The following is an 11,854-nucleotide window of genomic DNA, read 5'->3' as shown; positions in this document are numbered from 1 at the left end:
GACCGACCGGACAGCGCGGTCGGCCGACAGGTGGGGGGCGGGGGCCTACTCCTCCCCGTACCGCGGATCCACCGTCTCCGGCGTCAGCCCCAGCAGCTCCGCGACCTGCTCCACGACCACCTCGTGGACGAGCGCCGCGCGCTCGTCCCGGCCCTTCGACCGGATCTCCACCGGCCGCCGGTACACCACGACCCGCGCCTGCCGCCCCTGCCGTGCCGGCACGATCCCCCCGAGGGGCACCGCCTCGTCCTCCCACAGGGCGACCGACTCCTGCCCTTCGAGGCGAGGCACCTCCAGCACCAGGAACTCCACCTCGGCGAGCTGCGGCCACCGCCGCTCCAGCCGTTCCACGGAGTCCTGCACGAGATCGGCGAACACCTCCGCCCGGCTCGCCGCCAACGGCACCTGCGGCGGTGCGATCGGCCCCCGCATGCCCCGCCCGTGACGATCACGGCGACGGGGTCCGGGGCCTGCGGCTCGGGGCGGTACACGGTTGTCCATCACTGGTGAAGCGTAGTCCCCGGCCGCCTCGCCCGCCCGGTCGCACGCGCCAACCGGCCACCGGCGACTTCCCGTCGCGTTCTGCCGTATTTCCTGCCGTGTTCCTGCCGCGGGACGACCGTTCCGGCCAAGGCCCGGTTCCTTTCGGCAACCGTCCACGAACCCTTCAAGTCCCCGGAAATCAAGGCAATTGACCGTATTTGTACTGGCTCATGACCGGAAACAGTCCCGCCCGAGCACCCCGAAGCCCCCCTCCGCGCGGCCCAACAGGGCCTGTTCTCAGGGGTATGTGGGGCGTCTCACAGCACGACACGGGGGAGTGACCTGGTGGAGAGTCGTCGCGGCCCGCTCAAGAGTGCGGTACCGTCCAACGTCGTGAGCCCTGTACGTCGCTGTTCGCGCACCGCCTGCGGCCGACCCGCCGTCGCGACGCTGACGTACGTCTACGCCGACTCGACCGCGGTCCTCGGCCCGCTCGCCACCTACGCCGAACCCCACTGCTACGACCTGTGCGCCGAGCACTCCGAGCGCCTCACCGCCCCGCGCGGCTGGGAGGTCGTCCGTCTCCTCGACGGCTCCGCCCCCGCCCGGCCCAGCGGCGACGACCTGGAGGCGCTCGCCAACGCCGTACGCGAGGCCGCCCGCCCCCAGGAGCGCGCGGCCGGAGCCGGCGGAGGGGCCCGCACCGCGGACCCCATGGAGGTGGCCCGCCGGGGCCATCTGCGGGTCCTGCGCTCCCCCGACAACTGACCGGCCTCCGCGGGGGGATGGCGGGCGGTCACCCGTAGGGGTCGTCCCCGAGGGCCACCCGCCCCGGCCGCTCCTCCCGGTGCCTCCCGGCGGAGAACACGCGTCCCAGGTGTCCGCACACCTCCCCCTTACCGCGGACGGGTAGTTTGTGGGGGCCAGAGAACTTTCAGGAGGGTTGGCCGTGACTGCTGATCTGTCGCAGATCGTGAAGGCGTACGACGTACGCGGCGTGGTCCCGGACCAGTGGGACGAAACACTGGCCGGACTCTTCGGTGCCGCCTTCGCGCAGGTGACGGGCGCGTCGGCGATCGTCGTCGGCCACGACATGCGGCCCTCGTCCCCCGGTCTGTCCCGCGCCTTCGCGCGCGGCGCGGCGGACCGCGGCGTGGACGTGACCGAGATCGGTCTGTGCTCCACCGACCAGCTCTACTACGCCTCCGGCGCACTGGACCTGCCCGGCGCGATGTTCACCGCCTCGCACAACCCGGCCCAGTACAACGGCATCAAGATGTGCCGCGCCGGCGCCGCTCCCGTCGGCCAGGACACCGGTCTCGCGCAGATCCGCGAACTGGTCGAGGAATGGCTGGAGTCGGGCGCCCCGGAGCCGGCCGCCGAGCCGGGCGCCCTCGGCTCGCGCGAGACGCTGGAGGACTACGCGGCGCACCTGCGCTCGCTGGTGGACCTGCGCGCGATCCGCCCCCTGAAGGTCGTGGTCGACGCGGGCAACGGCATGGGCGGCCACACGGTGCCCACCGTCTTCGCCGGCCTGCCCCTGACCCTCGTGCCGATGTACTTCGAACTGGACGGCACCTTCCCGAACCACGAGGCCAACCCGCTCGACCCGGCCAACCTCGTGGACCTCCAGAAGCGCGTCCCGGCCGAGGGCGCGGACCTGGGCATCGCCTTCGACGGCGACGCCGACCGCTGCTTCGTCGTGGACGAGAACGGCGACCCGGTCTCCCCGTCCGCGATCACCGCCCTGGTCGCCGCGCGCGAGCTGGCGCGGCACGGCGGCGAAGGCATGATCATCCACAACCTGATCACCTCCCGCACGGTCCCCGAGGTCGTCCGCGAGAACGGCGGCACCCCGGTCCGCACGCGCGTCGGCCACTCCTTCATCAAGGCCGAGATGGCCCGCACCGGCGCGATCTTCGGCGGTGAGCACTCCGCGCACTACTACTTCAAGGACTTCTGGAACGCCGACACCGGCATGCTGGCCGCGCTGCACGTCCTCGCCGCCCTCGGTGGCCAGGAGGGCCCGCTGTCCGCGCTCGTCGCCCAGTACGACCGCTACGCGGGCTCCGGCGAGATCAACTCCACCGTCGCCGACCAGTCCGGCCGCCTCGCCGCGATCCGTACGGCATACGAGGGCCGCGCCGACGTCACCCTGGACGACCTCGACGGCCTCACCGTCTCCGCCCCGGACTGGTGGTTCAACGTCCGCCCCTCCAACACCGAGCCCCTCCTCCGCCTGAACGCCGAGGCGAAGGACGAGCCCACGATGACCAAGATCCGCGACGAGGCGCTGGCCATCATCAGGGCGTGACATCCCCGGCCCCGCCCCTGGGCCAGGCGATTCGCGCGGGCGGGCGGGTGGGCAAGGCCCCGCCCCACCCGCCCCGCAGCGGTACGCTGACCAGCGGTCCGAGAAACCCCGCCCCGAAGGGACACACCCCATGCCGCTCGAAGCCGGCCTCCTAGAGATCCTCGCCTGCCCGGCCTGCCACGCCCCCCTCAAGGAGCAGGACGCCGAGCTGATCTGCACCGGCCAGGACTGCGGCCTCGCCTACCCGGTCCGCGACGGCATCCCGGTCCTCCTCGTGGACGAGGCCCGCCGCCCCGCGTGACGCGGGCCCACCCGTCGTACCGTCGAGGACACCGCCGTACCGTCCAAGGCCCCGCACCCGTAGGGTCTTGAGACGTCGTAGCCACCCCCGGCCATCGGAGGCTGCCGCCCATGCTGGACGAATCGCTGCTCGACAGCCCGGAGGGCCTCGCCGAGGCCGACCGCCGGGGCCTGCTGCGCGGTGCCGCCGAGGCCGGCGCCCGCGTGCGCACCGCCGCCCGGCACGCCGCCGAGGCCGGCGTCGGCAACCTCAAACCCGACGGCCGCCCCCGCGCCGTACTGATCGCCGGGCCCGGCGCCGCCGCCACCCACACCGCCGACCTCCTCGGCACCCTCGCGGGCCCCGGCAGCCCCGTGGTCCGCCTCGCTCCCAGCGGCGTCGCCCCCGCCGCGGGCGCCCTGCGCTGGGAGCTCCCCGGCTGGGCGGGCTCGGTCGACCTGCTCCTGATCACCACCCCGGACGGCACCGAACCCAGCCTCGCCCTCCTCGCCGACCAGGCGTACCGCCGCGGCGTCACCGTCGCCGCCGTCGCCCCGGCCGGCACCCCCCTCGCCGAGTCCGTCGGCGGCGCCCACGGACTGTTCGTCCCGATGGCGACGGCACCGTACGACCAGGACGAACCGCTCGCCGCGTCCTCGCCCGGCGTCTTCTGGGCCCTGCTGACCCCGCTGCTCGCCCTCCTGGACCGCATCGGGCTGCTCTCCGCCCCGCCCGAGGCCATGGAGAAGATCGCCGACCGCCTCGACCGGATCGCCGAACGCTGCGGCCCCGCCATCGCCGCCTACAGCAACCCCGCCAAGACCCTCGCCGCCGAACTCGCCGACGCGCTCCCCGTGGTGTGGACCGAGGGCACCTCCGCGGGCCCCGCGGGCCGCCGCTTCGCCGCCGCCCTCGCCGAACTCGCCGGACGCCCCGCCGTCGTCGCCGAACTGCCCGAGGCGCTCGCCGCGCACGGCGCCCTGCTGGCCGGCCCCCTCGCCGCCAGCGCCGACCCGGACGACTTCTTCCGCGACCGCGTGGAGGAGGCGCCCGCGCTGCACGCGCGCGTGGTGCTGCTGCGCGACCGCCCGAGCGGCGGCCTCACCGCCGCCCCCGCCGCCCGTGACCTGGCCCTCAGCCACGACACGCCGATCAGCGAACTCGAACCCGAGGACGGCGGCGAACTGGAGACCCTCGCGGAACTGATCGCCGTCACGGATTTCGCCGCCGTTTACCTGGCGCTCGCTTCCGGGGCCTGATCTGGCCACAGGCCGGTCCGCACCGGCCACGGGCCCGCCCTTCCGCGGCCCGCACCGGCACCCCGCCCCGCGCGAGGCCCGCCGGCCGAGCAGCGCACGCACGGAAGACAGAGAAGACACATGGACCGCCTCGACAACACCGTCCGCCCCTACGCCTGGGGTTCCCCCACCGCCATCCCGCACCTCCTCGGCGTCGAGCCGACCGGTGAACCCCAGGCGGAGATGTGGATGGGCGCCCACCCCGGCGCCCCGTCGCGCACCCCGCGCGGCACGCTCGCCGAGGTGATCGACGCCGACCCGGAGCACGAACTGGGCAAGGAGGCGGTGGCCAGATTCGGCCCGCACCTGCCCTTCCTGCTGAAGATCCTCGCCGCCGGCGCGCCCCTGTCCCTCCAGGTGCACCCCGATCTGGAACAGGCCAGGGAGGGTTACGACGACGAGGAGCGCAGAGGCGTCCCGATCGACGCGCCGTACCGCAACTACAAGGACGCCAACCACAAGCCCGAACTGATCTGCGCCCTCACCGAGTTCGACGGCCTGTGCGGTTTCCGCGATCCGGCCCGCGCCGCCGACCTGCTCGCCGGTCTCGGCGTCGACTCCCTGAAGCCGTACGTCGATCTCCTGGGCGCCCGCCCCGAGGAGGCGGCGCTGCGCGAGGTCCTCACCGCGATCCTCGGCGCGGACCGCGACGACATGGCCCGCACCGTCGCCGACGTCACCGCCGCCTGCGCCCGCCTGGGTGGCGACTACGCCCCGTACGCCGGCCTCGCCCACCACTTCCCCGGCGACCCCGGCGTCATCGCGGCCATGCTGCTCAACCACGTCCGCCTCCAGCCCGGCGAGGCGCTGTTCCTGGGCGCCGGCGTCCCGCACGCCTATCTCGCCGGCCTGGGCGTCGAGATCATGGCCAACTCCGACAACGTCCTTCGCTGCGGTCTGACGCCCAAACACGTCGACGTGCCCGAACTCCTGCGCGTGGTCCGCTTCGAGGCAGGCGACCCCGGCGTGCTGCGGCCCGAGGCCGCCCCGGACGGCGAGGAGGTCTACGAGACGCCGATCGACGAGTTCCGGCTCTCCCGGTACGTCCTGGCCGAGGGCGGCACCGCCCACGACCTCACCCGTGACACCCCCCAGATCCTGCTGTGCACGGCTGGCTCCGTCCACGCCGGCGAGCACGAACTGACCCCTGGTCACTCGGTGTTCGTCCCGGCCGGCGAGAAGGCCGAGATCTCGGGCGCGGGCACGATCTTCCGCGCCACCGTGCGCGTTTGACGGATCGTCCGACCGGGGCTGTGGACACCTGACGCGCCGGGGCCCGGCCGGGCTGCAACAATGACCCACCGGCAAAGGTCGGGCAAAGGCGCACAGCGGGCAGAGACCGAAGGGACAACGCGGACACATGAGCGCGTCAGGCGGTACCAGGGCGATCATGGCGGCACTCGGCGCCAACCTCGCGATCGCGGCAGCGAAGTTCGTGGCGTTCGCCTTCAGCGGCTCCTCCTCGATGCTCGCCGAGGGCGTCCACTCGCTCGCCGACTCCGGCAACCAGTTCCTGCTGCTCATCGGCGGCAAGAAGGCCCAGCGCGAGGCCACCCCGCAGCACCCCTTCGGCTACGGCCGCGAGCGGTACATCTACGCCTTCCTCGTCTCGATCGTCCTCTTCTCCGTCGGCGGCATGTTCGCCATCTACGAGGGCTACGAGAAGATCTCCCACCCGCACGCCCTGGAGAACTGGTACTGGCCGGTGGGCGTCCTCGTCTTCGCGATCCTCGCCGAGGGCTTCTCCTTCCGCACCGCGATCAAGGAGTCCAGGGAGCTGCGCGGCTCGCTGTCCTGGTCGCAGTTCATCCGCCGCGCCAAGGCCCCCGAGCTGCCAGTCGTCCTGCTGGAGGACTTCGGCGCGCTCATCGGCCTCGTTCTCGCCCTCGGCGGCGTCGGCCTCTCCCTGCTCACCGGCGACGGCGTCTGGGACGGCGTCGGCACCGTCTGCATCGGTGTCCTCCTCGTCTGCATCGCCCTGGTCCTGGCCGCCGAGACCAAGTCGCTGCTGCTGGGCGAGGCGGCCGGCCTCGACGTGATCAAGAAGATCGAGGACGCGACCGTCGACGGCGCCTCGGTCACCCGCATCATCCACATGCGCACCCTCCACCTCGGCCCCGAGGAACTGCTGATCGCCGCCAAGATCGCGGTACGGCACGACGACACCGCCGCCGAGGTCGCCGCCGCCATCGACGCCGCCGAGGACCGCATCCGCACCGCCGTCCCCATCGCCCGTGTGATCTACCTCGAACCCGACATCTACAGCGAGGCCGAGGCCGCCAAGGGACCCGACCCGGCGGCGACCCCCGGCGGCCCGAACCCGCACGCCGGCGGCCACTGACCCGGCGCCGCCCACCCCGCCCCGAACCGCGCCGCGGCCTTGGATACGGCTTGAACCATCCGGACGCGGACTGTGGGCGAGCAGGCGGTCCGGTGTAGCTTGGGACGGAGCCAGACGTCGCTGCTGATGGCGGTCGGGCGGTCGCACCACGGACCGTCCGAGGGAGAGAGGGCCTCCGACGGACTGCGCTGCGCGCACGTGGGCATGCCCATGTCCTCTTTCCGGGCATCCGTATGCCCGCCGCCGCGCAGATCAGCCGTGTCCACCCTCGCCCCGATTCCGAGGAGCAGCTCGTAATGACGACTGTCGACAACCGACAGGACTTCAAGGTCGCCGATCTCTCGCTGGCCGAGTTCGGCCGCAAGGAGATCACCCTCGCCGAGCACGAGATGCCCGGCCTGATGGCGATCCGCAAGGAGTACGCCGAGAGCCGGCCGCTGGCCGGTGCCCGGATCACCGGCTCCCTGCACATGACCGTGCAGACCGCCGTGCTGATCGAGACCCTGGTCGCCCTCGGCGCCCGCGTCCGCTGGGCGTCCTGCAACATCTTCTCCACCCAGGACCACGCCGCCGCCGCCATCGCCGTCGGCCCGGACGGCACCCCGGACAACCCTCGGGGCGTCCCGGTCTTCGCCTGGAAGGGCGAGACCCTGGAGGAGTACTGGTGGTGCACCGAGCAGGCGCTGACCTGGCCGGACAGCCCCACCGGCGGCCCGAACATGATCCTGGACGACGGCGGCGACGCCACCCTCCTCGTCCACAAGGGCGTCGAGTACGAGAAGGACGGCAAGGTCCCCGGCCTGGAGACCGCCGAGTCCGACGAGCACCGCGTCATCCTCGAACTGCTGCACCGCACCATCACGGACGGTTCGCAGAAGTGGACCCAGCTCGCCTCGGAGATCCGCGGGGTGACGGAGGAGACCACGACGGGTGTGCACCGGTTGTACGAGATGCAGCGTGACGGTGTGCTGCTGTTCCCGGCGATCAATGTGAACGACGCGGTGACGAAGTCGAAGTTCGACAACAAGTACGGGTGCCGGCATTCGCTGGTGGACGGTATCAACCGTGCGACGGACGTGCTGATCGGCGGGAAGACCGCTGTGGTGTGCGGTTACGGTGATGTGGGCAAGGGGTGTGCGGAGTCCCTGCGGGGGCAGGGCGCGCGGGTGATCGTCACCGAGATCGACCCGATCTGCGCGTTGCAGGCGGCGATGGACGGTTATCAGGTGACGACGCTGGACGAGGTCGTCGAGACGGCGGACATCTTCGTCACCACGACGGGCAACAAGGACATCATCATGGCCTCGGACATGGCCAGGATGAAGCACCAGGCGATCGTGGGGAACATCGGTCACTTCGACAACGAGATCGACATGGCCGGTCTGGCGCGGGTGCCGGGGATCGTGAAGGACGAGGTCAAGCCGCAGGTCCACACGTGGACGTTCCCGGACGGCAAGGTGATCATCGTGCTGTCCGAGGGCCGTCTGCTGAACCTGGGCAACGCGACCGGGCACCCGTCGTTCGTGATGTCGAACTCCTTCGCGGACCAGACGCTGGCGCAGATCGAGCTGTTCACCAAGCCCGACCAGTACCCGACCGGCGTGTACACGCTGCCCAAGCACCTGGACGAGAAGGTCGCCCGCCTCCACCTCGACGCCCTCGGCGTCAAGCTGACCACGCTGCGCCCGGAGCAGGCGGCGTACATCGGTGTCGAGGTCGAGGGTCCGTACAAGCCGGACCACTACCGCTACTGACCCGCCCCGAGCCGCGCCACCGCGTCTCGGCCAGGTCCGCAGAGGCAGGCCCCCGCACCCCCGTGCCGGGGGCCTGCCCCTTTGGCCGGTCCGGTCCGGCCTTCACACACCGGTCCGGCGCGCACGCCCACGGACCGACGTACCGCGGCGACGCCCCGAGCCCGTCACGACCCAGGACCCCCATGCCCCGCGGCCGCTATTCGCTCCACGATCCGCACGATCACACCCCCCTCGGTGAAGAACACTTCCAGTGCGCCCCCGGCCCGTCCGGCTGGCGCTACGTCTCCCGGCTGACGACCCCCGCCGGCGACCAGCGCGGTTCGGTCGACCTCGCCCTGGACGACCTCGGCCGCCCCATCCGCCTCGAACTCCACGCGGGCGGCTGGCAGGTGCGCGGTGCCGCCCTCGACGGCGTCACCTGGGTCCGCACGGACCCCACCGGAACCCATGCCACCGAAGGCAATGTGCGCGCCCACGCCTTCACCGGCACGTCCCCCGCGTTCCTCGTCGCCACCGCTCGTCTCCTGCGCCTCACCCCCTCCTCCGCGACCCGCGTACGACTTGTCGCCCTCACGGACCCGGTCCTCGCCCCCCGCACCGTGGACCAGTCCTGGGCACTGGTGAACAGCGAAGCACACGCCACTGACAACGGCCCCCTGACCGTGGACGAATACCAGGTCAGCGCCCTGGACACGGGCGAACGGCACACTGTCCACATCGCCGGCGACGTGGTGCTGGCCGCGCCCGGAATCGAGTTGGAGGACCTGGAGTCACCGCCGTCGACGTTCCGCTGAGCAGCGGGGCGGGCGGGGCGTAGGGGGCGTCTCGCGCGGGCAGGAGAAGGGCGCTGCCCGGCGCGCCGGAGCCATCGTCCACCCGGGGCGTCCGCGGGCGGGGCAGGAGCGGGCCGTGCTTCGCGGCGAGCGCGGTCGCCCTTAAGCGGGCGGCGCGAACCCGGTGGCCGGCCGCTCGCCCGGCGGCTGCTGCCCCGAAGGCACGGCCGACGGCACGACCGGCACGGCGGACGCCTCCGGCCGGGCCGGCACCGGAGCCCGATCCACCGACCAACCACCGGCCTTGGCGACAGGACCGGCACCCGGCGCGTCAGCCCCGACCGCGCGCGGGACCTCTCCCGCCACGGAACCGCCCGCGCCGAACGGCCGCCGCACCTGGCGGGACTCCCGCGACTGCCGTTCGTGCACCACGGCGGCCAGAAAGACGGCAGGAGGAAGATCGGCGGGCAGCGGAGCTCCCGTGCGCGCCGCGAGATCACCGGCGAGCCGCCGTGCCATGTCCCAGGACACACCGGGATCCAGCTGCTGCATCCGCGTCAGGTACTGCCGCACGGCCAGCCACAGCCCGTCCGGCACGGCCGACAGATCGAGGCCGGTGAACCGCTGCGCGAGATGCGGCGGCGGAGGCGGGAGGAGACCGGTCCGCCCCACCGGAATCCGTTCCCGCACGACGAGGGTGCCCGCGAACACGTCCCCGAGCCGCCGCCCCCGCGCCGAGACCAGCGACGCGATGGACGCGATCGTGCCGAACGTCATGAGGATCTCGATCACCCCGATCGCACCCCGCACCAGCGCGTGCCGGAAGCGGATCGGCCCGCCGTCGTCCCGCACCACCCGAAGCCCCAGCGCCATCTTCCCGAGCGAACGGCCGTGGCTCAGCGTCTCCACCGCGATCGGCACGCCGATGGGCACCAGCAGGAACGTCGCGATGCCCAGCGCCGTCTGCGCGGCGCTGTCCAGGGAGGACGTCGTCACCACGAGGAGCACGGTGACCGCGACATACGCGACCACCGCCGCCGCGAGGTCGAGCAGTACGGCCAATGTCCTGCTCGGAAATTTCGCCGGCAGCAGTTCGAGCGCCACCGCCTCGCCGGTCACCAGCTCGCTCACGCCCGCCCCGTCCTTCCCCTGGTCCTCCGCCCCGTGGGCGGCAAGTCTGCCAAGCTATGGGCGCATGCGCGCCAGTACGACAAGCTGACAGCAAACACGATCATCGACGACGATCAGTCGACGACCGGCCGAGGAGCAGGCAGACCCGATGGACCTGGACGTCTTCGTCTCCGCACACCGAGCCGAATGGGACCGCCTCGACGCCTTGCTCCGCCGTCGGCGACGCCTCGACGGCGCCGAGGCAGACGAACTCGTCACCCTCTACCAGCGCACCGCGACGCACCTCTCGCTCATCCAGTCCAGCGCCCCCGACCCGCAGCTCACCGGACGGCTCAGCCAACTCGTCGCCCGCGCGCGCAGTGCCGTCACCGGCGCCCGCACCGCGTCCTGGCGCGATGTGACCCGCTTCCTGACCCGAGGCTTCCCGGCCGCTGTCTATCGCGCGCGCCGCTGGTGGGTCCCCACGGCGCTCGTCTCCACGGCCGTCGCCGTCCTGCTGGGCTGGTGGATTGGCGCGCACCCGGAGGTGCAGTCCTCCATCGCGGCCCCTGGCCAGCTGCGCCAGCTGACCCGCCCCGGCGGTGAGTACGAGACCTACTACTCCAGCCATCCGGCGGCCTCCTTCGCCGCCCAGGTGTGGACGAACAACGCCGAGGCGGCCGGGATGTGCCTGATCCTGGGTGTCTTCCTGGGCCTGCCGGTCCTGTGGATCCTCTTCGAGAACATGCTCAACCTCGGCGTCGGCTTCGGCCTGATGTCCTCCGCCGGCCGACTCGACACCTTCCTCGGCCTGGTCCTGCCGCACGGCCTGCTGGAACTGACCGCGGTCTTCGTAGCGGCCGGTACGGGACTGCGTCTGGGCTGGACCGTCATCGACCCCGGACCCCGCACCCGGCGCGCCGCGCTCGCGGGGGAGGGGCGGGCCGCCGTGGGCATGGCGATCGGTCTCGCCCTGGTCCTGTTCGTCTCCGGCGCCATCGAAGGCTTCGTGACACCGTCCGGCCTGCCCACGTGGGCCCGCATCGGCATCGGCATCGTGGCCGAGGTGGCTTTCCTGACGTACGTCTACGTCCTCGGGGGCCGCGCGGCACGTGAGGGCGAGACGGGTGATCTCGACGCGGCCGACCGCAGTTCCGCCGTGCCCACCGCCGCCTGATGTGCGTCCGGCACTTCTGAGCTGCTAGTCTCCTCTTCGCCCACGGGAGCCGTTGACACGGGTCGCGCGGGGAGGTAGATTCAAACAGTTGCCTAGAACTGGACACGTCCGGTAGGCGATCGCTAGACTCTACTGGCTTCCAAGAAGTCGCTATCGACATTCAAAAGAAGCATCCTCCCGATTACTCAGAAATGAGCGGCCGGTCAGACCGGTCAAGAACTTCTGATAAAGTCGGAACCGCCGGAAAGGGAAACGCGAGAGCGGGAACCTGGAAAGCACCGAGGAAATCGGATCGAGAAAAGATCTGATAGAGTCGGAAACACC

At 72.0% G+C, this 11,854-nt stretch carries 11 protein-coding genes; 9 read left to right on the top strand and 2 right to left on the bottom strand.

What is annotated here, in order from left to right:
• Positions 1 to 45 precede the first annotated feature (45 nt).
• Positions 46 to 501 (bottom strand): metallopeptidase family protein, encoded by a 456-nt coding sequence (locus ACZ7EC_RS31635; protein WP_471068431.1) that lies wholly within the window; start codon positions 499 to 501, stop codon positions 46 to 48.
• 327 nt (positions 502 to 828) lie between these two features.
• Here ACZ7EC_RS31635 and ACZ7EC_RS31630 point away from each other — a divergent pair, with 327 nt between their 5' ends.
• The 8 genes from ACZ7EC_RS31630 to ACZ7EC_RS31595 all read left to right on the top strand — a co-directional run bounded on the left by ACZ7EC_RS31630 (position 829) and on the right by ACZ7EC_RS31595 (position 9,264).
• On the top strand, positions 829 to 1,251 hold the full coding sequence (locus ACZ7EC_RS31630) for a DUF3499 domain-containing protein (protein WP_079661865.1): 423 nt from the start codon (positions 829 to 831) through the stop codon (positions 1,249 to 1,251).
• A gap of 181 nt (positions 1,252 to 1,432) precedes the next feature.
• Complete coding sequence (locus tag ACZ7EC_RS31625) at positions 1,433 to 2,797, top strand: phosphomannomutase/phosphoglucomutase (RefSeq protein ID WP_471068268.1); 1,365 nt, start codon at positions 1,433 to 1,435, stop codon at positions 2,795 to 2,797.
• Positions 2,798 to 2,927: 130 nt separating this feature from the next.
• Positions 2,928 to 3,098, top strand: coding sequence for a Trm112 family protein (locus ACZ7EC_RS31620; protein ID WP_020940431.1), 171 nt, complete (start codon positions 2,928 to 2,930; stop codon positions 3,096 to 3,098).
• A gap of 110 nt (positions 3,099 to 3,208) precedes the next feature.
• The gene (locus ACZ7EC_RS31615) at positions 3,209 to 4,336 is read left to right on the top strand and encodes an SIS domain-containing protein (protein WP_471068265.1); all 1,128 of its coding nucleotides are present in this window, start codon (positions 3,209 to 3,211) and stop codon (positions 4,334 to 4,336) included.
• Between the two features lie 120 nt (positions 4,337 to 4,456).
• Positions 4,457 to 5,608, top strand: coding sequence for a mannose-6-phosphate isomerase, class I (gene manA, locus ACZ7EC_RS31610; RefSeq protein WP_471068263.1), 1,152 nt, complete (start codon positions 4,457 to 4,459; stop codon positions 5,606 to 5,608).
• Positions 5,609 to 5,735: 127 nt separating this feature from the next.
• Positions 5,736 to 6,716, top strand: a complete 981-nt coding sequence (locus ACZ7EC_RS31605; RefSeq protein WP_471068260.1) for a cation diffusion facilitator family transporter — start codon at positions 5,736 to 5,738, stop codon at positions 6,714 to 6,716.
• A 296-nt stretch (positions 6,717 to 7,012) separates the two neighbouring features.
• Positions 7,013 to 8,470 carry an adenosylhomocysteinase gene (gene ahcY / locus ACZ7EC_RS31600; protein WP_471068257.1) on the top strand — a complete coding sequence of 486 codons (1,458 nt, stop codon included), beginning with the start codon at positions 7,013 to 7,015 and terminating at the stop codon, positions 8,468 to 8,470.
• Between the two features lie 182 nt (positions 8,471 to 8,652).
• Positions 8,653 to 9,264, top strand: a complete 612-nt coding sequence (locus ACZ7EC_RS31595; RefSeq protein WP_471068255.1) for a hypothetical protein — start codon at positions 8,653 to 8,655, stop codon at positions 9,262 to 9,264.
• A gap of 141 nt (positions 9,265 to 9,405) precedes the next feature.
• Here ACZ7EC_RS31595 and ACZ7EC_RS31590 read toward each other — a convergent pair whose 3' ends face one another.
• A complete protein-coding gene (locus ACZ7EC_RS31590) occupies positions 9,406 to 10,374 on the bottom strand; it encodes an RDD family protein (protein ID WP_471068252.1) in 969 nt (322 codons plus the stop codon).
• A gap of 148 nt (positions 10,375 to 10,522) precedes the next feature.
• Between ACZ7EC_RS31590 and ACZ7EC_RS31585 the strand changes: the two genes are divergently transcribed.
• Complete coding sequence (locus tag ACZ7EC_RS31585; protein WP_471068249.1) at positions 10,523 to 11,530, top strand: stage II sporulation protein M; 1,008 nt, start codon at positions 10,523 to 10,525, stop codon at positions 11,528 to 11,530.
• The last annotated feature ends 324 nt before the right edge of the window (positions 11,531 to 11,854 follow it).

Source organism: Streptomyces sp. NPDC037203, assembly GCF_055605065.1.
The sequence above is the reverse complement of the archived record's forward strand: the minus strand, read 5'-3'. Positions and strand labels throughout refer to the sequence as shown.